The organism is Achromobacter sp. 1012554356 (assembly GCF_059760815.1).
Genome location: NZ_JCBANC010000037.1, coordinates 41,295 through 62,391, shown reverse-complemented (window position 1 = coordinate 62,391; position 21,097 = coordinate 41,295). Strand labels below are relative to the sequence as shown.

Here is a 21,097-nt window from a genome sequence, read left to right as displayed (position 1 = left end):
GTCCGGAGCGAAGGCTCCGGACCGCAATCGTAGCCCCGCGCGCCCCAGGCCGACGCCGCGCCGGGCGTCAAAATAGGCGCCTCTTCTTCGCGGACGCGTCGCGCGGCATGTCGTCGCCCTCGCGTGCTTTCCCCCGCCCTGGCGGCCGGGCGAATTTCATTTTTTACGATCTGGCGGCTGCCCTTCTCCGGACCGGTTGTCCACGGGCGGCGCATCCGGTGTGGCACGACCAGGATCCCAGACGTCCTCGGGATCCATGCCCGGCGGAAACTGCCGCCCCGCGCCGGTGCGGTTCGGATCGGCCGGGCGGTGCGACAGCGTGCGTTCGCCAGGCGGCACCGGCTTGCGGCCCGCGTCGGCGGGATCGTCCTGATGGGAATGGGGTTTAGTGCTCATGATGCATCTCCTTGGGTTGTAGTCAGGGCCAAGACGTTTCCTTCATCGGCAACACCATAACCTCGGGCACCACGGTCTCCGGCGGTTGCGTCAGCACGAAGCGCACAGCACGCGCCACGTTGGCGGGGTCCTGCAGCGTGCCCGTGTCGATATCCGGAAACCGGTCCAGCAAGAACGGCGTACGCATACCGCCCGCGATGACCGCGCTGACCTTGATGCCCATGCCGCGCAGTTCGGCATGCAGTGCATGCGACAACCCCATCAACCCCCACTTGCTGGCGTGATAGGCACTGGCATTGGGCCACGCGCGCCGCGCGGCGGTCGACGCCACGTTCACGATATGACCACCCGGACTAAGCCGGTTTTTACCCAGCTTGGCCATCAGGAAAGGTCCGGTCAGATTCGTGCGCAGCACGCGCTCCCACACATCGGCGTCAAGCTGGTCGATGGAAGCCGTCACATCGATGCCGGCACTGTTAACGATGGCGTCCAACTTGCCGAAATGCCGCACGATCGCGTCCATGCACTCGGCAACGTCGGCCGCCACGCCCACGTCCATGATGCAGGCCATGACGTCTGCGCCCCCTTCCTTCAACTTGCCCGCGACAGCATTTGCGCGCTGCTCGTCGATGTCGCTGACCGCGACACGCGCACCTTCGGCCGCAAGCTGCTCGCACAGCGCCGCACCCAGTCCGCTGCCCCCGCCCGTCACAAGGATTACCCGCCCGTCAAGGCTCTCGAATTCGTGCATGGTTGCGCTCCTTTAAGCCGCGATGCGTGCGGCGATCCGATCTTCCCGCGGCGCATCGGCCACCATGCGTCCCTTCAAGCCCTGGCTGATGCTGCGATGCGTATTGACCACGCAGAGGCCGCATGCACCAATAGCCCGAACGGCGAACAGGAGGCACACATGGCAAACCCAGCATACAAACGTGTCATGGAGGTGGTGGCAGCCGCTGCCGATGGCAGCACCTACCGGATCGACAGATACTGCTCACAGCCCCAGGGCGACCAGAAGACCAGCTCTTATTGCTGCCTGCCCGACGGCCAACTTGTCACGTGGCAGGGCGATGGACATTACAAGCTGCCGGACGGCACGGTCGTCACGATGGTGGCATCGAGACTCTGCCAATAGCCGGCGCGCCTGACACGAACCCCGCGGCTACATCCCGCGAATCAGCAGTCCAACGATGAACAGCACGGCCACGGCGCCAATCCAGACAGCTAGCATCAGCCAGGGTCCCCGGCCAGTCTTGGCGCCGCGCCGCGCCGGGCGGGCGCGAGTGGAAGAATCGTCAACAGGTTTCATGATGCGCTCCCGGATACCCGCCCCCGGCTCGTGACCCGATCACGGCCCTGTGCCGAAAAGGAAACAGGGCCGCATTCATCGCCACCGGCTTCATGCAGGTTGCAATTACTTCGCCTTGCCTGCCTTGGCCGCTTCAGCATTGGTCTGCTTCAGCGCCAGCATGCTCAGCTTTTCGTCGGTGGCCTTTTCTTCGGCCAGCGTTTCCTTGAGCAGCGTCAACGCCTCCGTCTCGCCCAGTTGCTTGGCGAAGGTGCAGAGTGTGCCGTAGCTGGCGATCTCGTAATGCTCGACCTTCTGCGCCGCAGCAATCAGCGCGGCATCGCGCACCGGGCCTTCTTCGACGTCTTCGATGACGTCCTTGCCTTCTTCCACCAGTCCTTCCATGGCGGCGCACTTGATGCGCTTGAGCCGGAAATCCGCACCTTCAACGATCTTGTCGATGCGTTCAATCTGGCCGCGCGTTTCCTCAAGGTGCGTGGTGAAAGCCTCCGCCAGCGTGGGATCAGTGGCGGCGCGAGCCATCTTCGGCAACGCGCGGGCCAATTGCTTTTCGGCGCTGTAAATATCCGATAGCTCGTGAATAAACAGGTCCTTCAACGTCTTCTGGCTCATGATCACTCCTGTGTTCGGAATCACTTCTTGGCAGACACGCTTTGCTGCAGCGTTTTGGCGGCCTGCAGATGCTGCTGCAAGCTGGGCAGCGTTTCGATCGCAAACTGCTTGACCTCGGGGTCCTTCACTTCCTTCGAGGCCTTCTCAAAGAGCTTGACCGCATCCTCGTGCGCGTCCACGCCGATCTCGTCGGCATACGCCTTGTCGAACCCTTCGTCACGCAGCCCCAATGCCTTGAGCTTGGCCGTCTGCATCAACGAAGGATCCTTGGGCGGTTCAAAACCCTTACTCTTGGCCAAGGCCTCAAGCTGCTGGCCCACCTTGGTGTGATCGTCAATCATCTTCTGCGCAAATTGCTTTACCTCGGCGTTCTGCGACTTTTCAAGCGCCATCTTGCTGCCGGCAATCTCAAGGTGGCCGGACTCCGCCGCGTCGGTCAGAAAGCCGCGAGCCTCGCTATCCAGCTTGTTCGTTGCAGCGGGAACCTGCGCGCCCGGGGCAGGCGGGGTTTGCGCGAGCACAACCGAACTCATGCCAAGGACAATTGCAGCGCCAAGCCCTGCCTTCAAAAGACGGTTTTTCATTCGGACCTCCAGTAGTGAATAAGTCGCCGGCTGCCGGCCTGATGCCGTCCGGCGCACAAGGGCCATCCAGCAAACGTCATGCCCGGTGAAGCAGCGCGGCGCGGCCCGTGGGCCGCATTGCTGCGTTCGCCATCAGCCAAAATCGCCTTCGCCCACCTGGATGGGTCCGTCTGCCGGCACCCACTGCGCGCGGTGCGCCAGCTCGCGCAGCGCGTCGGCGCCGCTCTCGAATGCCCGCAGCAATTCCGGCGCGGAGTCATCGGCGGCGCCGAACCGCTGCCGCAGCACATCGCCCGATATTTCGAACTGCCGTGTCACGCCCGCCGTCTCCATCTCGAACACAATTGCATCGCCTTGCGCTTTCGCGTGGGTCGCTTTGGTGAATTTCATTTCAGTTCTCCTGGCGCGTTTGTTGATGAAGACGCGCCGCAGGACGGCGCGCCGGCCATCAGGGCCAGCAAGTCGTGTTCCGTTCGCGCGGCGCACGTCAAATCTTCCGATCATGTAGAAATCGCATCGGTACGCACGCATCAACCGGCGACCCGGCCCGCAGTCATCTTGCCGCCATGCGAGACGGGAACAATAGTTGCGGCTGCTCGCGTGTCACAGCGGCAGGGTTACCGGGCTCTGGTTGGGGAGTCTGGTGGCCGGCACGGCCTCGCCACGTCGCTGTGACGTTTGCGTTTTGTTTGGACCGTGAATCTTCGCCCCGCACCGCGGGGCGCTTTTTTCGCGGGGGAAAACAAGAGTCTTACGACGATGTAACAAGGAAACGCCGCGTTACACGCACTTCGTTGCGCGAGCGATGTGCCATCGGCACACTAGCCGCTCGCATCTTTTGGGAGAGTTGCCATGCACGTGGATATCCAGGAGTTGGGAGCAGACGCCGCGCGCCAAGGGTTGACCCTTTTGGATTGCCCCTACCTTCGCACCGCAGCCATGCCTGCGCAGACCGGCGAATCAGTCAATGAATGGCGCAGCCGCGTCGAGATGTGGAAAGCTGGGTGGAAAGACGGCGTCAGATCTCGCGTCGTCGGCCGCGCGCCGTCATCCCCATTCATGATCACGCGCAGGTAGCGACTGCCTGCGACGCATATCCCGCCAGGGCCCTGGACATCGTCCAGGGCCCAATTCATTTGACCGTCCGGCGGACACGTGGCGGCGCACTTTCATGGCCGAAATCGCCGGCTCGGACTGGTCGGGAATTCTTGCACTTTGTTGCACCCCCCCAGAGGCACTTTTCGGAAAATCCCGAGCAGGAAAATTCCTGAACACCACTCTCTGGAGCGCACGATGAATACTGAAAATGGTATTTGCGTAGATGGATTCAAAGTCCACTGCGATGTCATTGAGTTGCCAAGCGGCAAGTACCGGCTCGACGTCACGACCCGACGTGACGGCGACCGCGACGGGAAGGCGGTCTGGCCCATCCCGAGCGGCAAACTATTTGCCGCGCAGCACGAAGCCGAACGCCACGCCAAATGGATCCTGAAGGGCATCCGGCGCGTGGACGCCAGCGGCGCCCCGCAGTTCTGCCTGACCTGATCGCTGCCTGACCCAGCGCCACACGCGCGTAAGTCTTCTGGAGCGCCCTAGGGCGCTCTTTTTCATTGACCGCGGCCACGCCCCCGGGCCGGGCACGCGCATTGCTAGAGCGTCACAGCCCTGTAGCATCAGCGCGCTATTTCAGCGCCGCACGACCGCAGCACGACTTGCCGGCAGCCCCGAAACGGCGTGCCGGCCTTCACCCGAGGAGCATCATGGAACGGCCACGCCACCGCACGCAAAAGGATTCAGCGCTTACGGCATACGCATGGCCATCTTGGGCGCTGACGTCGCAACGCTATCCGGGAACGCCTTAAGTGCCCCGCCCCGCCGTGCAGGACGGCCAAATCCTGCCGGATCCGCGCGCATCCATGCTGAAGGGCCTGCTCGGAACCTCTCTGCTCGCACTCAGCGCGTTCGGCGTCTTCGCGCTGTGGCGCTACCTGGACGCATCGCATCCGGCGGTGGGCGCGGCGCTACTGGGCGGCTTGCTCGCCGCTGGCGCGACCGCACTGGGCGCGTTGCCGGTCGCCTTCTCGCAACGCGTGCCCGAGCGCGTCCAGGACACATTGCTGGGATTCGGCGCCGGCATCATGCTGGCCGCGTGCGCCTTTTCCCTCATCATTCCGGGCCTGGATGCCGCCCGCGAGCTGGGCAGAGGACCATGGGGCGCCGGACTCTCCATCGCCGGCGCCATCCTGCTCGGGGCGTCGGCGCTGCTGGTTCTGGACCGCGTGCTGCCGCACGAGCACTTCATCAAGGGCAAGGAAGGCAAGCCAGCCCGCAACCTGCGGCGCACGTGGCTTTTCGTCTTTGCGATCACGCTCCACAACTTTCCCGAAGGCCTGGCGATCGGCGTCGGCTATGCCGGCGCAGACCCCGTGCAGGCCGGCTCCCTGGCCATGGGCATCTCGATTCAGGACGTGCCCGAAGGCTTGGTGGTGGCGATCGCGCTGCTGGCCGCCGGCTACCGGCGCGCGTTCGCGGTGGGCTTCGGCATGGCCTCTGGCCTGGTCGAACCGCTGGGCGCGGTGCTGGGTGCGGCAATCGTCGGCTGGTCGGCGTCGCTGCTGCCTTGGGGATTGGGCTTTGCTGCGGGCGCGATGCTCTTCGTCATCAGCCACGAAATCATTCCCGAGACCCACCGGAAAGGGCACGAAGTGCCCGCCACCTGCGGCCTGATGCTGGGCTTTGTGCTGATGACGGTGCTGGACACCGCATTGCAATGACGACCGCCTGACGATACGGCGTAACCGGTATAAAAGCCTCACTCCACCCTTCGGTGCACAGTTGCGTTGACGACGCTCATCCGTTTTCAGTAATTTAGGACGGTGAGCCTGCGCTCACGTTTTTTGTATATGCCGTTTTTGTCTATTTCTCATTAAGCCGTTTCGTCTGCAAGCCAACCCCAGGAGCTCGAATATGAAGAAGCACCTACTGATGATTGGTCTTATTGGCTCAATGACCTTCGCGGTCACTGGCCAAGCAGCTGATGCAAAGAAGCCTCTTGCGCTGTGGCAATGCCAGGATTTCCTAGGCGTTCAAGAGACCTATCGCCCCGTCGTCGTCAGCTATGCAGAAGCGCTTAACAACAAGGGCAAGCCCGAAGAGGCCGTGCTCGACGTCGAGGGCATCAGCACCCGCACGCCGATGCTGGTCAAGCAGTGCAACGAAAACCCTAAGCAGATGCTTCGCGACGCCCTGGCGGGTCTGAAGAAATAATCGTTCCCACTCCCCTGGGGCCTCGCGCTCCGGGGGAATCGTGTGCTCGCAGTTATAACCCCAACGTAAGCAGCATCAGGAAAGCGCCAAACAGCACGAAGTGCGTCAGGCCTTCGATCGCGTTGGTCTGGCCGTCGTTCAGGTTGATGGCCGCGACGATCAACGTCACCAGCATCATCAACGTCTGCAGCGGCGTCATCGCCATGTCGATCCGCTGGCCGGTAAAGAGAGCCAAGGCTTCCATCGCGGGCACGGTCAGGATCACCGTCGACAACGACGCGCCGAGCGCGATGTTGACCACCGACTGCATGCGGTTGGCCAGCGCCGCCCGGAACGCCGTCAACATCTCGGGCGCGGCCGAAATGCCCGCCACCACCAGCGCGATCAACCCAACCGGCACGTCCATGCCTTCCAGACCGCGGTTCAGCGCATGCGACATCAATTCGGCCAGCGCGCCCACCGCAATGATGCCGACAGCCATTACCGCAGCCGAATGGCGCCAGCCGGGACCACCGCCGGGCGGCACGGGCGTGCGTGTCTTTTTCTCGGGATAGCTATAGCTGAAGAAATAGCTGTGAGGCCCGGTCTGCATCCGCACAAACACACCGTACATCAGCAACATCGACACGACGGTGAAGGCGCTGTAGGCCCGCCAACTGGGCTGCGGCACGAACTCGGGGATGATCATCGACACCGTGACGGCAGTCAGGATCATCACGCTATACGTGCGCGCCGAATCATCGTTGTAGGCCTGCTCGCCGTGCTTGAACCCGCCGATCAAGGCCGCCACGCCCAAGATGCCGTTGATATCCAGCATCACCGCAGAATAGATGCTGTCGCGAACCAGCGTCGGCGATCCCGCCTTGGACGCCACGATCACCAGCACAATCACTTCGACCAGCACCGCCGACAACGTCAGGATCATGCTGCCGTAAGGGTCACCCAGCCTCTGTGCGATGCGTTCCGCGTGGCGCGCAACGCTCAGCGATGCGGCAAGAATCGCCGCGATCAACACGGCGGTCTCCGCCAGGCTTGCAGCTTGCCCAAGCCCCTCCAGTTGCGGGTCGACCACGAACCCCGCGACCGCGAGCAAGCAGGCCAGCAGCAGGAACATTTCGGATTGCAGTAGGGATTTCATCGCAACCTGACGGGCTGGAACACCGAGAGCCTAGCACGCGCCGTTCCGCCAGCGGCGGTGCCAGCGCGTGGGCACACGGCTTGCTGTGTTCAGAGCCCGTGCATGTATGGATGGAGCGCCATGCCGACCAGGAACGCAGTAAAGCGGCCGTCCGGATCCAGGTCGCGATCACGACCCGGGAAGACCGGCAAACGCAATCCGGTCTCCCATTTTTTTGACCGGTTCGCAACCCTCGTGACCAAGTGGGCGGGCTCGCCCGTCGCCTTCGGCATCGCGTTGATCGCGGTCGCCCTGTGGGCGACTTCAGGGCCTGTGTTCGGCTTCTCCGAGACCTGGCAGTTGGTCATCAACACTGGCACGACCATCATCACGTTCCTGATGGTTTTCCTGATTCAGCAGAGCCAGAACAAGGATAGCGAGGCGCTTCACCTGAAGCTGGACGAGCTGCTGATTGCGGTCAAAGGCGCCGACGAGCAACTGGTCGACGCCGAGCGTCTGGACGAAGACAAGCTTCTTGCCTTGGCGTCCGCATTGACGGCCCGCGCCCGGAAGCAGCATCGTCAACGGGCGCGCAGCCGCCGGCAACGCTGACAGGTTGCCCGGGCCGTCAGGCGCGCACACCGCGACGGTGGGTGCGCAGCCAGATGGCCCGTGCAAAAAATGGTGCGCGCCTTCGCACGCGCCCTTCCAGGATCAGGCCGACGCCGCGATCTGCCGGATAGCGGCCTGCATGATCGCTGCAAACGCCTTCGGATCGTTGAACGCGCGCGCCGTCAGCATTGCGCCATGCACGGTGGACATGAAGGCCTGCGCCTCGACCTGAGCGCTATCGCGCAAATGAAACCGCCCCGCCTTCGCCCCGTCTTCAAGCACTGACGCGATCCACGCGGTCAGGTCCTTGAAATAAGCCCGCACCTCGGCCGCCACTTCCGGCGGAATCATCGGCGACTCCGCCGCCAGCATCGCGCAGATGCACATCGAGGCGCTGCCTTCGCGGATGCACTTGGCCCAGTAATCCGTGTAGGCAGTCAGACGCCCCACCGGATCCGCCACGTGCTGATCCAGCGCCGCCAGCCCGGCAAGGGCCTCTTCGCGATGACGCATGACGACCGTCAGGACGAGCTCGGCCTTCGTCGGAAAGTGATGGTGAATGCTGGGTTTGCCGATGCGCACGCGCTCGGACACGTCCGCGTAGCTGAACCCGTGATAACCGCCTTCGGCGAGCAGCAGTTTCGTGTGCGCGACGATCTCGGCGGCACGGGCAGAAAGTTCCAGGGCTATGGCCAAAATGACTCCGATTGGCGGGATGGCGCACGTCGATATGAATGGCCGCCAATCTACTAGTTGGTCGGTAGCGTGTCAAGACGGCCTCGCCGCCTCCCGGACCGTCTCCAACTACGGAATCGCCGACACGTCCCGCCCCGTGGGCGCCGCGAGGCTGCCCGAGGGCAACGAGAGATCCGGCGGACGTGCGGGAGCCGGCTGACGAGACGGATCCGAAGGCCGCATCGGACGCGAGGTCTGCGCCGCCAGCAACGCCCGCGCCGTCCGCAGCCGCCTCACCTGATCGTCAAGCTGTGCCCGCAGACGCTCGATCTCCGCGTCATCGGCCGAACGCTCGGCCGCCGCGCGCACCGCTTCGACCATCTTCTCCAGACGCGCCATGTCGGGATCAGGCATCGGATTGCTGACGCGCCGCACCTGCATGCGGCCCATCAATTCGGAGACGCGGTCGCGCATCGCCACCGCAGCCATGGCGCGCAAGGGCTGGCGCAAAAATCGCGGCCATCCCAGCGTCGCCCCCGCGGCAAGCGCCGCCGTCCGGGCCCAGGCCGCGCCCACCGTGCTGCGGGGCGAGCTGCGCCGCATGGGAACGGCGAGCGCCTGGCGGTCGCGCTCCATCTTGGCCAGAAGGGCCACCTTGTCAGCCAGCGTGGTTGTCATAATGGCTCCGTGCAGCAGCGGTATCGAGGCGCACCTGATGGCTCAGTTCCGCAAAGGGTGATCCCTTCGGCGCGCTACGTGTCGAAATGGCGAGCGAAATGAGCGTGATGAGCAACCACGCGCCGGCAACAAGCCACGCCGCCAGCTTGCGATGCTCGGTATCCCAGAAGCTCACGATGGCGGCGACGGACACGAACCCCAACGTGCCCAGGCCGCAGAAAACCAGGGCCACACTGCTGATGACCGTGGCGACCAGCGCGGCCCGGTATAGGGACAATTCAATACCCACCAACTCGACATAGTCCCCCGAGCGTTCGGCGGCAAAGGCCGCGATGCGGCGCAATCTGCGTAATCGTTCCGAAATCATGGCGTCTCCTTGGGCTTGACCGTCCCTGTCAGCAAATTGCATTCCGGCGGCATTCTGCGCGGTCTCTTATGCCCGCCCGGCCGCGCGTCGCCCGGTCAATCGGAGCAACAGCCCCGCCAGCTGCTCCAGCCGGTAAGGCTTTGACAACAGCGGAATACCCTCTTGCCCCGCCCTTTTCACTTCCTCGCCCAGAAAGCCGGTCATCAATGCGACCGGAAGATCCGGCCGTTGGGCGCGGACTTCCCGAGCCAGTTGAATACCGCTCTTGCCGCCGGGCATCATGGCATCCGTCAGCATCACATCGATGACGGCGTTGTTGCTCAACACTTCCAACGCTTCGGCTGCACTGGCGGCGGGCGTCACCACATAACCCAGTTCTTCCAGCATGCTGGCGGTCAAGGTCGCAACGGCAGCGTCGTCTTCGACCAGCAGCACGTTCAACGCCGCAGGCCGCTCCTGGACCGTGCCGGCCTCAGCCGACTTGCCCTGCGCAGCCAGCCGCCTTTTTGACCGCGGCAGGCAGACCGAGACGATGGTGCCAACGTCCATCTCCGTGGAGAGCTCGATGGCGCCACCCGACTGTTTGGCAAAGCCGTACGCCTGCGCCAGGCCCAGCCCCGACCCCTTGCCGACGTCCTTGGTGGTGAAAAACGGCTCAAACACGCGTTCAGCTACCGCCGCGCTCATGCCCGTTCCGGTGTCTGACACCCGCAATGCGATGTGGTCGACGGTCAATTCACCCTTTCCGGATGCCGCCACGTTCTCCGTCCGGATTTCGATCACGCCGCCGTCCGGCATGGCGTCGCGCGCATTGACCGCCAGATTCAAGATGACGAGTTCCAGCTCGCCGGGGTCCACTTCGACCGGCCAGAGATCGTCAGCCAGCGCCAGCGCAATGACGATGTCGCCGCGCAGGCTGCGCTCCAGCATCTCGAGCATGTTTCGAACGACCACGTTCAGGTCCAGAACCTGCGGACGCAAGGCCTGGCGACGTGCAAACGTCAGCAGTTGACGCGACAACGACGCGCCCCGATCCACCGCCTGTCTCATCGAGGAATACAAGCGGGTGCGCCGCGCGTCGTCGATCGGTCGCTGCAACATTTGCAGCCCGCCTGAAATGACCATCAGCAGGTTATTGAAATCGTGAGCCACCCCGCCCGTCAGCTGACCCAGCGCTTCGAGCTTTTGCGCCTGACGAAGCGATTCTTCGATCTTGCTGCGTTCGCGCATCTGCTGCTGAAGTTCGGCATTGGCCACTTCCAGTTCGCGCGTTCGGCTTGCGACGACCGACTCAAGCACCTGGGCAGCCTGCTTCTCAGCCTGAAGCAGCGAGCGGATTTCATATTGCCGCGTCCGGGCCCGCGCCGCCGTTTGAACCATGGTGGTCAATGCAAGGCTATGAACTGGCCGCTCCAGCAGCGAAACGTTGCCCAGCAGTTCGATCATTCGCTCCCGCCACCGCACAACCGGGCCAGTCTGCGTCTTGCCCGTCAACACGACAAACGGCAGCCCGGACCACGCCGGCTGGGCCTTCAACCACTCGGCTACCCGCTCCAGGCTTTTGCCGAACAGGCCTTCCTCGGTCAGGCAGACGGTCAGGACGCCGGTCTCGGCCTGCGTCAGCAGGTCCTCGATATCCCGGCAAACGAGCGTGTCGAAGCCCGCACGCTGCAGCAACCGCGCGGCGGCTTCCCCGTCGCGGCCGATCGGCGCATAGACCAGCACACGCGCTTCGGCATCCTCAGGTCGGCGCATCGGGATTATTCAGCAGAAGGCGCAGGTCGTCGCCCGTGTATTGCGGCTGTCCGGAGAATATTCCCTGAAAGGAGGTCAATGGCGGGCCGACGACCAACCCTTCTCCCGACATGCTGAACTCGCGGATGGCATGCTCGTGTGCGCCACTGCGCTTCTTGACGACGGAAATGGCGCGTCGGACGCGTCCCTCAAACTCGAAGTACCGCAGCATGATCACCGTATCACTGAGATAGCTGATGTCCATGGGCGTTTCCATCGGTCCCACCATACCGTGCTGCGCCAGGATCATCACCGTTGTCACGCCCTGCTGCCCAAGGTAGCTCAACAGTTCGTGCATCTGCAGAATCAAGAAGCGGCCGTCAGGCATTGCGTTCAAATAGCCGTTCAGGCTGTCAAACACCACCACCCGCGCCCCGTCCTCCTCGACCGCGCGGCGAACCAGCGCCGTGAATTCGCCTGGCGCCATTTCCGCGGGATCGATTTGCTTGAAGGTCAGAAGACCCACTTCCCGCGCGGATTCCATCGGCAATCCCAACGCGCGGGCGCGCGCAAAAAACGTAGCGCGCGACTCGTCGAACGCGAAGATGGCCGCATGCTCGCCGCGCTGCGTCGCCGCTAGCGCATAGGTCGCCGCAAGCGAAGACTTTCCCACCCCCGCGGCGCCAATCAGCAGAACATTCGTGCCGCGATCCAGCCCTCCGCCCAACAAGCTATCCAGTTCGGCATTGCCGCTGGGCGTGGGAATCGGGGCAAACTCTTTGTGATGCTCCGCCGCGACGAGCCGCGGATAGACCTCCAGCCCACCCCGCTTGATTGTGAAGTCGTGGTAGCCGCCGCGAAAATCCATGCCGCGCATTTTCAATATGCGCAGCCGCCGCCGCTGGGCGCCGTAGTCGACCGCAATCTGCTCGAGTGCGATGACGCCGTGCGAGATGGAGTGCAATTGCAGGTCGTCCTCTTTGGCCGCCTGGTCGTCCAGCAAGATTACTGTGCACGAGCGATTCGCGAAAAAGTGCTTCATCGCCAGGATCTGGCGGCGATAGCGCAGCGAACCCTGCGCCAGCAGACGCAGTTCCGACAGGCTGTCAATGACGACCCGCGCCGGATCAAGCGATTCGACCTTGTCCAGAATCAGGCGCGTAGTCTCGGTAAGCTCCATCTCGGCGGGATGCAACACGGTGAGTTCCCGATCGGGGTCCAGAACCTCTTCGGAAACCAGCTCAAGGATCTCGACACCGTCCAATGACCATCCGTGGCGGTGCGCGACCAGTCTCAGTTCCGCTGGGCTCTCGGATAGCGCGACATAAAGCGCGCGCTCGCCTTGGCGCACGCCTTCCAACAGGAATTGCATTCCCATGGTCGTCTTGCCTGTGCCCGGCCTGCCTTCGCAGAGATACATTTTGTTGGGGTCCAAGCCGCCGCCAAGGATGTCATCAATGCCGGTGTTTCCGGTCGAAATCTTTGCGTCAGGCTTGAAAGCCGCAGTCTGTTCTTCAGTCATTGCGCTCATGGCTTTCCCGTAGTACGAGTCAGAGAACAAGCATATCGCCAACGCCAACCGCGAATGGCATCCAGCCGGAAAGATATGTTACGTACTGAATCGCCCGTCTGAGGGACGATATCGCGGTCGCCCCCCCTGGAAGGGCGTCATGACCGGACGTCAACGGCAAACCAAAGTCGCGGGGCGCCTCCCGTCTCACGATGGGAGGCGTTGGCAACCCGCACAAAACTGAAACGCCCGCCTTCTGCATACGGCATGCAGAAGGCGGGCGTCTTGTAAATCAGCTCAGGTTATTCGAACGAAATCTGAAGCTGGGGATTGATCTTCCATTCGAATCGGGCGCTGGCTTCGCCGCCGCCGGCGTCTTGGGCCAGCACCACGTACCGGCCTTCCTGCGGCGTTGGTGGCACCAAACCGCGCAGCGTTCCGGTGGCCTCGTCAAACTTCAGGCCTTCCGGAAGCCGGGCGGGCGTCGTGCCGTCCTTGTCGAACAGCGCGTAGCGCACGGCGCCGCTCCCGCCATTGGCGTTCACCACAGGCAGCGCCGCCGGCATCGTGGCGCCCGCGGTCAATTCAATCGGATGGGTCGAGATTTCCAGCGCCGGCGCCAGGTTGAAATCCACGGGAATGGAGACTCGGGCACCGCCCTCGTCGCTGATGGTGGCCGTGAGCCCCACCATTTTTTCCGAGGACTTGGGCACGGCGCCGCTGACACGGCCGCTACCGTCAAGCACCAGACCAGAAGGCATGCGCATGGCACTGCCGTCGGGGTTCGAATAGGAAACGGCGTAGTTGCCCGTACCGCCGCTGACGTTGATGAACTTTACCGGGCTCTTGATTCGTCCACCCGCCGTGGCTTGAATAGAACCGCCCTCGACGTTCAAGGGCGGATTGATGGTCAATTGCACCGTACGGCTGGCCTTGCCGCCACCGCTGTCTTCGACCTGGATGAGATACGTCAACGTCTTGGGGCTGGCGACAGAGGGCGCCGCGCCGGACAGCGACCCATCGGATCCAAACACCAGGCCGGCAGGCAGCTCCGCAGGTTTGCCGCTGGTGTCGAGCAACCGGAAATTCAACGATCCTGTGCCGCCCGACGTGCGCACCCGGATCAGTTGGGAATTGAGTGTTGCACCCGAGGTGATGGAAAGGCCCTTGTCCGGCGCTGCGGCCGCCGTACGGGCACGGGCGATGTCCTGACCCCCTGTGGTCGCGCCGGACGCTGCCGGGGCGCTCGTGGAAGCTGCCGGTGCCCCTTTGGCGGGCGCTGCACGTTGCGTGATCTTTCCCACGGGCGGTTTGAAGTCTTCGGCGGCGATGACTTGGCCTGGCTTGACTGCGATCAGTCCAACAGCGACTCCCAAGCACGCGAATCGGGAGATCATTTTCTTGTTCATAACGGTCCTTGTGACTTAATCAACGATGCGCTGTGCGCGTTATACATTTCTCGACAAGCGGGGCGCAGCGGCGCCCACTCTTCGAGACCCCAATCACCTCGTGTCCTTCAGGCAGACCTTGATGCTCCGTTTTGGCGCTTTGCATTGACATCACGGATGTCGTGCAAGGCTGCAGGCCACGTTCAGCGTCAATGAATCTGAAAACTGGGCGTCACATTATTTCAAGATCGACAGACCGGAATGCAGAGTAAAACTACCCTTTTGCAGGCACGTAATCCGGGTCTTCCTCAACGAAACGCCAGTCGTTGCCGGGCTTTATCAGACCAATGAAAAGGCGTGCCAACGCGAGCGAGGTGTTGATGTTCAGCTTCGAATAAACCCGCGCCTTGTGGTTGTCGACGGTTCGGACCGATATATGGAGATGCTCTGCGATCTCCTTGCTGGAGTTTCCGGCGATCACGCCCTGAACGATCACCAGTTCGCGCGGCGTGAGCATCGCTTTCCGCGCTTCTTCCTCGTTCGCCCGGACCCGATTCAGGTAAGCGCCACGACTCAAGCGCAGCGCAAAGTGAATGGATTGGCAGAGCCGGCTTGAATTCAAAGGCTTTGCAAAGAAGTCGACCGCGCCGCGCCGCATCGCTTCAACCGCATCCCCGAACTCAGGTTCGGACTTGATGAAGATAGTTGGCAAGGCCGCGTTCGCCTGCACCATGTCGCGCTGCAAGGCTGTGTCGGCCGCCTGCTTTCCGAAATCCATGATCAGGCAGTCGCACTCGCCCGCCGAATAAATGGACAAGAAATCGCGGACCGTTCGGCTCTGCACGACCTCAATGGAAAAATCCCCAAGAATCCGCCGGACCGCCCATGCCGACGATTCGTCCTCGTCAACGATATATGCCTTGGCGCCAGCAGGGTTGGCAGTGGGGGTGGGATTGGAATCGGCCGGGGATGCTGCTATGACCCGCGGCGCGAGGCGGGCATCTTGGAAAAAACGCGGGCGATACTGCCCCCACCTCAGCGACTGTTCGAAATACGGCATCATCAGTAATGGCAAGAATGCAAAGCGTCCGACATGGCGGCAAGCCGTTGCAGACCGCACTGACGATTACCTTGCGGCCACCTCGCTTGATCGCGTGGCATGCAGGCCGCAATGGACTTGCGCGATCAAAGGTGTAGGCACCGGGATACTTACGCTGTATCGGCCTGGCACGGCGATAGCGGTGAAGCGCATCCGGAAATCTGCATCGGCCTGCACACGAGTGACGAAGTATAGGAACGAGGCGGGCCGCGTTCCCATCAGAGGATTTCTAATTTTGGAGAGATACGTCGCGACCGGGACCGCGTGACAGCCAAGTGGTTGGCATGTCGTCACCAAGGGTATGGTCCCGAGGCAGGATCAATCCCCAGCTATCAGCTTAGGATTCTCGCGAAGACTCGCCTCGCCGCCTCTTGCCGTGAGAGCGAGGCTGGACTTGGCCACGGAGCCCAACTGCTGTTGGCGCTGGACTTCATGCATGACGCGCGCTATTGCGGCCGACGATTCAGAACGCTGAACGTGATCGACGAAGCCAACCGGGACAGCCGAATCAAAACGCCTTTATCGAGCGGTTCAATCGCACTTATCGCACTGAAGCTCTTGATGCACATCTGTTCGCCAACCGTCAGCAGGTTCAAGCAATTACCGACCGATGGCTGGTCGATTACAACGAGTACCGCCCACACGAATCGCTGGGTGGCCTACCGCCGGTGCAATGCATGCCTCGATTAACCCTTGCTCCGATCGGCTATCGGCCAATGTCTACTTGACAGAGTTGCTTGCGGGGTCAGATATCAGTTTCTGCAAGCGCGCGCCGAGGGCGGCGCGCCAGCCCGTGCGAACAAAGAGATCTCTCAAATGGCGACCATCTGCCATTTCGGCGTCCGGTGGGATTTGATGGACAAAAACCCGTTCAAAGAATCGCATTGTGAAAAGAAAAAAGGCACTTCGCCTTCGCGTAAGTGCCTGATTTCACAAGAATTCTTGGGGTGGCTGATGGGGCTCGAACCCACGACAACCGGAATCACAATCCGGGACTCTACCAACTGAGCTACAGCCACCTCTGGTACTGCTTTGCACTTCAGTTTCCCTCAGTGCTTGACTTCACTACCTTCATCGCCGTGCGTCTTTGAAATCTGGTTCGAAAGATGCTCAACAACGAAGAGGCCGAATTCTAGCACGATTTTTTGAAGGATGTGAAATCGCCTTCGAAAAGTAGTCTTGCCACGGGCGGCAGCCTTGCTATTCTTGCGCTTGGTTAAACACTGGAGGCCGTGTCTCAAGCCATCGCCATGGATCGCATACACGCATTTTTGATCGAATACTGGCCTCATGTTGCCTTTGCCATCAGCATCGTGGCGGGTACGGGCGCGGCGGTGCATGCCGCGATGACCAAGCAGGATGTGCGGGCGGCCATTGGCTGGGTGGGGGTGGCGATGTTCTCGCCGATCCTTGGGGCGCTCTTCTATTTTGTGGCGGGGATCAACCGTATCCGCAAGACGCGGGTGTCGCAGCAGCGGGACGACGCGATGCTGGAGGATGCCGGACAGGTCGCGACGGCGCCGGTGGATGTGGTGCCGATCTCGGGCGAGCAGTTCGCGTCGTTGAAGGTACTGGGCGACCGCGTGAGCCGGTTCGAGCTTCTGGGCGGCAACGAAGTGCGGCCGCTGTCGGGTGGCGACGAGACGTATCCCGCGATGTTGCAGGCCATCCGCGAGGCGCGGCACTCGGTGGCAATGCAGAGCTACATCTTCGATAACGATCCGATCGGGCGCGAGGTGGCCGAGGCGCTGATCGAAGCGCAGGCGCGCGGCGTGCAGGTGCGGGTGCTGATCGATGCGGTGGGTTCGAAGTATTCCCGGCCGCCGATCGTGCGCATGCTGGCGCAGGCGGGCGTTCCCGTGGCGCGGTTCATGACCAATCCGATGGGTGTGCTGCGCATGCCCTACGCGAATCTGCGCAGCCACCGCAAGGTGCTGGTGGTCGACGGACGCGTGGGCTTCACGGGCGGCATGAACGTGCGCGCGGCCTTTGTTAGCGCGCTGGCAGGGGATGCCACCAACCACGATACGCATTTCCGCGTGGAAGGACCGATCGTGACGCAGCTCATGTCGGTGTTTGCGCATGACTGGAACTTCACGACGCACGAATCGCTGTCCGCCAAACCGTGGTTCGATCCTGATTACCTGCCGCCGTCGGGCCGCGTGCCGATCCGCTGCGTGCCGTCCGGTCCGGACCGCGCGCTGGGCAGCACGCACAACATGCTGCTGGGCGCCTTGGCGGTGGCGCGGCATCACGTGCGGATTCAGTCGCCCTACTTTCTGCCGGATCAGACGCTGATCGGGGCGCTAGCCACGGCGGCGCGCCGGGGGATCGTGGTGGACATCGTGATCCCGGGCAAGAACAATCTGCGCCTGGTGGACTATGCGATGACGGCGCAGCTGGACCAGGTGGTGCGCACGGGCTGCCGCGTGTGGCGATCAAGCGGCGCGTTCGATCACTCCAAGTTGATGACGGTGGACGGCGCCTGGACTTACGCCGGGTCCTCAAACCTGGACCCGCGCAGCCTGCGATTGAATTTCGAGCTGGACACCGAGATCTACGATCCCGAGGTGGCGCGCTGGATCGGCGCGCGCGTTGATGCGTTGATCGCCAATGCGCACCGCGTGACGCTGGAGGATCTGCTGCAGGCGCCCTTTACGAAGCGCCTTCGCAACAAGGTGATCTGGCTGGCCACACCTTATCTGTAGCGCGGTGCACGGTACGGAATGCCCGGTGATCGGCGTATTCCCAACCCGCAAACCTGTGCTGCCGGCCATGCCGGCTTCGCCGGTTAGCCGTCCGAAGCAGGCACCGCTGCATGCCGCACCGCGAACACGGCGCTGGCCTTGAGCATGACGCGGCCTTCCACCTGCAGGCGGCAGGTCGCGTAGATGAGACGCTTGCCCTGCTTGTCGATCTGCACGTGGGCCTCGAGCCAGTCGCCTGGATTGACGGCATTCAGGAATTCAACGGACATCTGCGCCGTGACCACAGACACGTGGGCATCTTCGGAAATGACGAGGCCGAGCGCGCTGTCGGCGAACGTGGCCAGAAATCCCCCGTGCGCCATGCCGTGCATGTTGCCGTGCGCCGTGGTGACACGCAGCGCCAGCACGTTGTCGGCCTTGCGGCGGTAGAACGGGCCGAGGTCGTTCAGGTGGCGCATGAACTGGCTGCTGGGATACCAGGGCGTGAAACCGGCGGGAAGAGAGTCTGTCATGGCTGGCGATGCAAGAGTCCCGAAGGACGATCCCCGAAAGTATTCCAGACGCGCGGGCGCAGGCATAGCGCGGTGATCGGCGCGCGGACGCATGCGGAATTCTCAACACGCGCCCCCATGGAGGCGGACAGTCGCCGCGCCCTCCCGGCCCCGCCCGCACCTTCTGAGGGTAAGATTTACGGCACAACGATCACCCTACATGGCAGGAGCATTTGAAGATGGCGAAAGTCGGCATGGTTGGTATCGGCCTCATGGGCCACGGCATTGCAAGCAATCTGGTCAAGCATGGTCACGCGCTGACCGTGCTGGAACACCCGGGTAACCAGCCGCTGGACGCGCTCAAGGCGGCCGGCGCGGTCAGCGTGGCCAGCGGCGCCGAGCTCGCTGCACAGTCGGATGTGATCATCCTGTGTGTCACGGGCAGTCCGCAAGTCGAAGCCGTGCTGCTGTCGCCGGCCGGCGTGCTCGAAGGACTGCGTCCCGGCACCGTCATCATCGACTGCTCGACGGCCATCCCGTCGTCGACCGTGAAGGTTGCGCAGGCCGTCACCGAAAGCGGCGGACGCTTTCTGGACGCGCCCATGACGCGCACCCCGAAGGAGGCCGCCGAGGGCCGACTGAATCTGCTGGTGGGCGGTGACGCGGCGCTGTTCGAGGAATGCAAGCCGCTGCTCGCCTGCTTTGCCGAGAACATCACGCATGCCGGCCCGGTGGGCGCAGGCCACCGCATGAAGCTGCTGCACAATTATGTGTCGCTGGGCGTGGTGGCGCTGCTGTCCGAAGCCGCGGCGTGCGCGCTGCGCTCGGATATCGACCCGGCTGTCTTTGCCGAAGTGCTGGCCAAGGGCGGCGGCGGTGGCGTGGCGCTGGAGCGCATCAAGCCGTATCTGCTGGAACAGGACCCCTCGTCGCTGCGCTTTTTCATGTCGAACGCGCAGAAGGATCTTTCGTACTACAACACCATGGCTGCCGAATCCGGCGCGGTCCGCGAGATCGGCGCCGCCGTGCAGCAAACGTTCGATCAGGCGGTCGCGCAAGGCGGCGGCGAGCGTTATGTGCCCGAGCTGGTGTCGTTGCTGAAAGACCGTTAACGCCTGCGGGCCGGGGGTGCGGCGCACCCCCGGCATACCGCCGCCACGCGGGCGATTCAGCGTCCCGCGGCAGGCACCGCGCTTGGCGCGCGCATGACCCCGCGCGGCGGCAGGCGCATCGAGATGAACGCGGCCAGGAACAGCAGCGTGCCGGCCGCCCCGAACGCCACCCAGTGCGTGCCAAATGTCTCGAACGCCCAGCCGCCCAGCCATGAGCTGATCATGCCGCCGATCTGGTGGCCCAAGTACGTCAGGCCGTAGAGCATGCCGACCAGGCGTATGCCATACACGTCGGCCAGGATGGCCGAGGACAGCGCGATGCTGCCGGCCCAGACGATGCCGCCGATGGTGGCGGCCAAGTACAGTTCCCAATGCGCGCCCACCATGACCAGCGCGAAGAAACCCAGGCCCCGCACCAGATAAATCGCGGCAAGGATGTTGCGGCGTTCGACCTGATCCGACATGCGGCCGAGCACCAGGGTGCTGAAAATGGCGACCAGGCCGATCAGGCCGATGCCCAGCGAGCTGGTGGTGGCGTCAAAGCCGTGGTCCATCAGCATGGGCATGCCATGCGTGCCCAGCAGGTTCATGCTGAAACCACAGGCGAACAGGCCCAACGCAACCTGCCAGAACGGCAACGTTCGCAGGGCATCACCCAGCCTTGGCGCGGCCGCCTTGGCTGCCGGCCTGGCCGCGCCGGTCTCTTCGATGATCTGGTGGGGCAGCAGGTCGGTGTGCTCGGGCGCCTCGTCGCGCATCACAAAGAGCGCAACCGGCACGGTCAGCAGCGCAAACAGCACCGCAAAGCCCAGCAGCGTTTCCTGCCAGCCCACGGCCGAGATGGCGTAGGTGAGCGTCGGGGTCATCAGCGCAATGCCGGCCATCGACCCCGTGGACAGGAAGAAGAGCGCCATGCCGCGCTGGCGCGTGAACCAGCGGCTGATCACGGGCGTCAGCGCGACCGGGCTGGTGAAGGCCAGACCGATGGACAGCGCGACGCCGAAGGCCAGCAGGAATTCGAGTGGGCCGCGCGCGAAGACGGTCCAGATCGAGGCCAGTACAACGATGGCCGTGCCGGTCAGCAGCACGAAGCGCGTGCCGCGCACGCTGACCAGATAGCCGGCGAGCGGCATGCCCAGGCCATAGCACAGCATGCCGATGGCGACGATGCTGGAGAGCAGGCTGCGCGAAAAACCCAGCCCCTCGGCCATGGGCAGGAAGAACGGTCCGATGCCCATGCGCAAGCCGACCGTAAACAGGGTGAGTACCGTGGCGGCGCCGACGATGTTCCAGCCGAAATACCAGCCGCCCGACTCTTGCTTGTCCAATCCTCTTCTCCTCGATGTCTTTTTTATGGCCGCTTGCGCGCCAGGACTTGCAGACACCGAGGGCAGGCACGGAGGGACGCTCCGCTGTCGACAGGGGGTGGGAAGGACCA

Annotated in this window: 24 protein-coding genes, 1 tRNA gene and 1 pseudogene; 9 read left to right on the top strand and 17 right to left on the bottom strand. The window is 63.1% G+C overall.

Annotated features, from left to right (window positions below):
• Positions 1 to 156: 156 nt before the first annotated feature.
• Together AC6LJW_RS18985 and AC6LJW_RS18980 are read right to left on the bottom strand one after the other, a co-directional pair.
• Positions 157 to 396, bottom strand: a complete 240-nt coding sequence (locus AC6LJW_RS18985; protein WP_498087987.1) for a hypothetical protein — start codon at positions 394 to 396, stop codon at positions 157 to 159.
• A 22-nt stretch (positions 397 to 418) separates the two neighbouring features.
• Positions 419 to 1,147 carry an SDR family oxidoreductase gene (locus AC6LJW_RS18980; protein WP_056563735.1) on the bottom strand — a complete coding sequence of 243 codons (729 nt, stop codon included), beginning with the start codon at positions 1,145 to 1,147 and terminating at the stop codon, positions 419 to 421.
• 159 nt (positions 1,148 to 1,306) lie between these two features.
• Here AC6LJW_RS18980 and AC6LJW_RS18975 point away from each other — a divergent pair, with 159 nt between their 5' ends.
• Positions 1,307 to 1,531: a hypothetical protein gene (locus AC6LJW_RS18975; protein WP_156395129.1), complete on the top strand. Its 225-nt coding sequence runs from the start codon at positions 1,307 to 1,309 to the stop codon at positions 1,529 to 1,531.
• 27 nt (positions 1,532 to 1,558) lie between these two features.
• Here the strand turns inward: AC6LJW_RS18975 and AC6LJW_RS18970 are convergent, their stop codons facing one another.
• The 4 genes from AC6LJW_RS18970 to AC6LJW_RS18955 all read right to left on the bottom strand — a co-directional run bounded on the left by AC6LJW_RS18970 (position 1,559) and on the right by AC6LJW_RS18955 (position 3,291).
• Positions 1,559 to 1,705, bottom strand: coding sequence for a hypothetical protein (locus AC6LJW_RS18970; protein ID WP_156395130.1), 147 nt, complete (start codon positions 1,703 to 1,705; stop codon positions 1,559 to 1,561).
• Positions 1,706 to 1,810: 105 nt separating this feature from the next.
• Positions 1,811 to 2,317, bottom strand: coding sequence for a YciE/YciF ferroxidase family protein (locus AC6LJW_RS18965; protein ID WP_427986189.1), 507 nt, complete (start codon positions 2,315 to 2,317; stop codon positions 1,811 to 1,813).
• A gap of 20 nt (positions 2,318 to 2,337) precedes the next feature.
• Positions 2,338 to 2,901 (bottom strand): DUF4142 domain-containing protein, encoded by a 564-nt coding sequence (locus tag AC6LJW_RS18960; RefSeq protein ID WP_498087985.1) that lies wholly within the window; start codon positions 2,899 to 2,901, stop codon positions 2,338 to 2,340.
• A 132-nt stretch (positions 2,902 to 3,033) separates the two neighbouring features.
• Positions 3,034 to 3,291 (bottom strand): DUF1488 family protein, encoded by a 258-nt coding sequence (locus AC6LJW_RS18955; protein ID WP_056563748.1) that lies wholly within the window; start codon positions 3,289 to 3,291, stop codon positions 3,034 to 3,036.
• A 462-nt stretch (positions 3,292 to 3,753) separates the two neighbouring features.
• On the opposite strand from AC6LJW_RS18955, the gene AC6LJW_RS18950 reads away from it, so the two are divergent.
• From AC6LJW_RS18950 to hdeA, 4 genes are all read left to right on the top strand, one after another.
• The gene (locus tag AC6LJW_RS18950; RefSeq protein ID WP_498087984.1) at positions 3,754 to 3,978 is read left to right on the top strand and encodes a CrpP-related protein; all 225 of its coding nucleotides are present in this window, start codon (positions 3,754 to 3,756) and stop codon (positions 3,976 to 3,978) included.
• A gap of 216 nt (positions 3,979 to 4,194) precedes the next feature.
• Positions 4,195 to 4,446 carry a hypothetical protein gene (locus AC6LJW_RS18945; protein ID WP_498087983.1) on the top strand — a complete coding sequence of 84 codons (252 nt, stop codon included), beginning with the start codon at positions 4,195 to 4,197 and terminating at the stop codon, positions 4,444 to 4,446.
• A gap of 371 nt (positions 4,447 to 4,817) precedes the next feature.
• Positions 4,818 to 5,675, top strand: coding sequence for a ZIP family metal transporter (locus AC6LJW_RS18940; protein WP_498087990.1), 858 nt, complete (start codon positions 4,818 to 4,820; stop codon positions 5,673 to 5,675).
• Between the two features lie 193 nt (positions 5,676 to 5,868).
• The gene (hdeA, locus tag AC6LJW_RS18935; RefSeq protein WP_056563757.1) at positions 5,869 to 6,168 is read left to right on the top strand and encodes an acid-activated periplasmic chaperone HdeA; all 300 of its coding nucleotides are present in this window, start codon (positions 5,869 to 5,871) and stop codon (positions 6,166 to 6,168) included.
• Positions 6,169 to 6,220: 52 nt separating this feature from the next.
• Here the strand turns inward: hdeA and AC6LJW_RS18930 are convergent, their stop codons facing one another.
• Positions 6,221 to 7,306, bottom strand: a complete 1,086-nt coding sequence (locus tag AC6LJW_RS18930) for a calcium:cation antiporter (protein WP_056563761.1) — start codon at positions 7,304 to 7,306, stop codon at positions 6,221 to 6,223.
• Between the two features lie 120 nt (positions 7,307 to 7,426).
• Between AC6LJW_RS18930 and AC6LJW_RS18925 the strand changes: the two genes are divergently transcribed.
• The gene (locus AC6LJW_RS18925) at positions 7,427 to 7,897 is read left to right on the top strand and encodes a low affinity iron permease family protein (RefSeq protein ID WP_082578871.1); all 471 of its coding nucleotides are present in this window, start codon (positions 7,427 to 7,429) and stop codon (positions 7,895 to 7,897) included.
• 102 nt (positions 7,898 to 7,999) lie between these two features.
• On the opposite strand, the gene AC6LJW_RS18920 is transcribed toward AC6LJW_RS18925, so the two are convergent.
• The 7 genes from AC6LJW_RS18920 to AC6LJW_RS18890 all read right to left on the bottom strand — a co-directional run bounded on the left by AC6LJW_RS18920 (position 8,000) and on the right by AC6LJW_RS18890 (position 15,312).
• Positions 8,000 to 8,587 carry a TetR/AcrR family transcriptional regulator gene (locus AC6LJW_RS18920; RefSeq protein WP_498087989.1) on the bottom strand — a complete coding sequence of 196 codons (588 nt, stop codon included), beginning with the start codon at positions 8,585 to 8,587 and terminating at the stop codon, positions 8,000 to 8,002.
• A gap of 114 nt (positions 8,588 to 8,701) precedes the next feature.
• The gene (locus AC6LJW_RS18915) at positions 8,702 to 9,250 is read right to left on the bottom strand and encodes an ATP synthase subunit epsilon domain-containing protein (RefSeq protein WP_498087982.1); all 549 of its coding nucleotides are present in this window, start codon (positions 9,248 to 9,250) and stop codon (positions 8,702 to 8,704) included.
• Positions 9,231 to 9,617, bottom strand: coding sequence for a phage holin family protein (locus AC6LJW_RS18910; RefSeq protein WP_056563770.1), 387 nt, complete (start codon positions 9,615 to 9,617; stop codon positions 9,231 to 9,233). Before AC6LJW_RS18910 ends, AC6LJW_RS18915 begins: the two co-directional genes overlap by 20 nt.
• Before the next feature lie 66 nt (positions 9,618 to 9,683).
• Complete coding sequence (locus AC6LJW_RS18905) at positions 9,684 to 11,342, bottom strand: response regulator (RefSeq protein ID WP_498087981.1); 1,659 nt, start codon at positions 11,340 to 11,342, stop codon at positions 9,684 to 9,686.
• A 16-nt stretch (positions 11,343 to 11,358) separates the two neighbouring features.
• A complete protein-coding gene (locus tag AC6LJW_RS18900; protein ID WP_498087979.1) occupies positions 11,359 to 12,882 on the bottom strand; it encodes an ATPase domain-containing protein in 1,524 nt (507 codons plus the stop codon).
• Positions 12,883 to 13,163: 281 nt separating this feature from the next.
• Positions 13,164 to 14,258, bottom strand: coding sequence for an Ig domain-containing protein (locus tag AC6LJW_RS18895; RefSeq protein WP_498087978.1), 1,095 nt, complete (start codon positions 14,256 to 14,258; stop codon positions 13,164 to 13,166).
• Positions 14,259 to 14,523: 265 nt separating this feature from the next.
• Positions 14,524 to 15,312, bottom strand: coding sequence for a response regulator transcription factor (locus tag AC6LJW_RS18890; protein ID WP_498087977.1), 789 nt, complete (start codon positions 15,310 to 15,312; stop codon positions 14,524 to 14,526).
• 527 nt (positions 15,313 to 15,839) lie between these two features.
• Between AC6LJW_RS18890 and AC6LJW_RS18885 the strand changes: the two are divergent.
• A pseudogene (locus tag AC6LJW_RS18885) lies at positions 15,840 to 16,076 on the top strand (integrase core domain-containing protein); the annotation flags it as partial.
• Between the two features lie 215 nt (positions 16,077 to 16,291).
• On the opposite strand, the gene AC6LJW_RS18880 reads toward AC6LJW_RS18885, so the two are convergent.
• Positions 16,292 to 16,367: transfer RNA gene (locus tag AC6LJW_RS18880), tRNA-His, on the bottom strand.
• A gap of 231 nt (positions 16,368 to 16,598) precedes the next feature.
• On the opposite strand from AC6LJW_RS18880, the gene AC6LJW_RS18875 reads away from it, so the two are divergent.
• On the top strand, positions 16,599 to 18,056 hold the full coding sequence (locus tag AC6LJW_RS18875; RefSeq protein WP_498087988.1) for a phospholipase D-like domain-containing protein: 1,458 nt from the start codon (positions 16,599 to 16,601) through the stop codon (positions 18,054 to 18,056).
• An 83-nt stretch (positions 18,057 to 18,139) separates the two neighbouring features.
• Here the strand turns inward: AC6LJW_RS18875 and AC6LJW_RS18870 are convergent, their stop codons facing one another.
• Positions 18,140 to 18,568 (bottom strand): PaaI family thioesterase, encoded by a 429-nt coding sequence (locus AC6LJW_RS18870; RefSeq protein ID WP_056563788.1) that lies wholly within the window; start codon positions 18,566 to 18,568, stop codon positions 18,140 to 18,142.
• Between the two features lie 218 nt (positions 18,569 to 18,786).
• On the opposite strand from AC6LJW_RS18870, the gene AC6LJW_RS18865 reads away from it, so the two are divergent.
• Positions 18,787 to 19,659 carry an NAD(P)-dependent oxidoreductase gene (locus AC6LJW_RS18865; protein ID WP_056563791.1) on the top strand — a complete coding sequence of 291 codons (873 nt, stop codon included), beginning with the start codon at positions 18,787 to 18,789 and terminating at the stop codon, positions 19,657 to 19,659.
• Between the two features lie 56 nt (positions 19,660 to 19,715).
• On the opposite strand, the gene AC6LJW_RS18860 is transcribed toward AC6LJW_RS18865, so the two are convergent.
• The gene (locus tag AC6LJW_RS18860) at positions 19,716 to 20,987 is read right to left on the bottom strand and encodes an MFS transporter (RefSeq protein ID WP_056563794.1); all 1,272 of its coding nucleotides are present in this window, start codon (positions 20,985 to 20,987) and stop codon (positions 19,716 to 19,718) included.
• Positions 20,988 to 21,097 lie beyond the last annotated feature (110 nt).

What these genes read in the sequence shown, in the direction of transcription:
- AC6LJW_RS18965 (WP_427986189.1), bottom strand. Translation starts at nt 2,317, where the DNA reads ATGAGCCAGAAGACGTTGAAGGACCTGTTTATTCACGAGCTATCGGAT.
- AC6LJW_RS18900 (WP_498087979.1), bottom strand. Translation starts at nt 12,882, where the DNA reads ATGAGCGCAATGACTGAAGAACAGACTGCGGCTTTCAAGCCTGACGCA.
- AC6LJW_RS18925 (WP_082578871.1), top strand. Translation starts at nt 7,427, where the DNA reads ATGCCGACCAGGAACGCAGTAAAGCGGCCGTCCGGATCCAGGTCGCGA.
- AC6LJW_RS18890 (WP_498087977.1), bottom strand. Translation starts at nt 15,312, where the DNA reads ATGATGCCGTATTTCGAACAGTCGCTGAGGTGGGGGCAGTATCGCCCG.
- AC6LJW_RS18955 (WP_056563748.1), bottom strand. Translation starts at nt 3,291, where the DNA reads ATGAAATTCACCAAAGCGACCCACGCGAAAGCGCAAGGCGATGCAATT.
- hdeA (WP_056563757.1), top strand. Translation starts at nt 5,869, where the DNA reads ATGAAGAAGCACCTACTGATGATTGGTCTTATTGGCTCAATGACCTTC.
- AC6LJW_RS18940 (WP_498087990.1), top strand. Translation starts at nt 4,818, where the DNA reads ATGCTGAAGGGCCTGCTCGGAACCTCTCTGCTCGCACTCAGCGCGTTC.
- AC6LJW_RS18970 (WP_156395130.1), bottom strand. Translation starts at nt 1,705, where the DNA reads ATGAAACCTGTTGACGATTCTTCCACTCGCGCCCGCCCGGCGCGGCGC.
- AC6LJW_RS18895 (WP_498087978.1), bottom strand. Translation starts at nt 14,258, where the DNA reads ATGATCTCCCGATTCGCGTGCTTGGGAGTCGCTGTTGGACTGATCGCA.
- AC6LJW_RS18950 (WP_498087984.1), top strand. Translation starts at nt 3,754, where the DNA reads ATGCACGTGGATATCCAGGAGTTGGGAGCAGACGCCGCGCGCCAAGGG.
- AC6LJW_RS18985 (WP_498087987.1), bottom strand. Translation starts at nt 396, where the DNA reads ATGAGCACTAAACCCCATTCCCATCAGGACGATCCCGCCGACGCGGGC.
- AC6LJW_RS18875 (WP_498087988.1), top strand. Translation starts at nt 16,599, where the DNA reads ATGGATCGCATACACGCATTTTTGATCGAATACTGGCCTCATGTTGCC.
- AC6LJW_RS18865 (WP_056563791.1), top strand. Translation starts at nt 18,787, where the DNA reads ATGGCGAAAGTCGGCATGGTTGGTATCGGCCTCATGGGCCACGGCATT.
- AC6LJW_RS18930 (WP_056563761.1), bottom strand. Translation starts at nt 7,306, where the DNA reads ATGAAATCCCTACTGCAATCCGAAATGTTCCTGCTGCTGGCCTGCTTG.
- AC6LJW_RS18870 (WP_056563788.1), bottom strand. Translation starts at nt 18,568, where the DNA reads ATGACAGACTCTCTTCCCGCCGGTTTCACGCCCTGGTATCCCAGCAGC.
- AC6LJW_RS18975 (WP_156395129.1), top strand. Translation starts at nt 1,307, where the DNA reads ATGGCAAACCCAGCATACAAACGTGTCATGGAGGTGGTGGCAGCCGCT.
- AC6LJW_RS18945 (WP_498087983.1), top strand. Translation starts at nt 4,195, where the DNA reads ATGAATACTGAAAATGGTATTTGCGTAGATGGATTCAAAGTCCACTGC.
- AC6LJW_RS18915 (WP_498087982.1), bottom strand. Translation starts at nt 9,250, where the DNA reads ATGACAACCACGCTGGCTGACAAGGTGGCCCTTCTGGCCAAGATGGAG.
- AC6LJW_RS18960 (WP_498087985.1), bottom strand. Translation starts at nt 2,901, where the DNA reads ATGAAAAACCGTCTTTTGAAGGCAGGGCTTGGCGCTGCAATTGTCCTT.
- AC6LJW_RS18980 (WP_056563735.1), bottom strand. Translation starts at nt 1,147, where the DNA reads ATGCACGAATTCGAGAGCCTTGACGGGCGGGTAATCCTTGTGACGGGC.
- AC6LJW_RS18910 (WP_056563770.1), bottom strand. Translation starts at nt 9,617, where the DNA reads ATGATTTCGGAACGATTACGCAGATTGCGCCGCATCGCGGCCTTTGCC.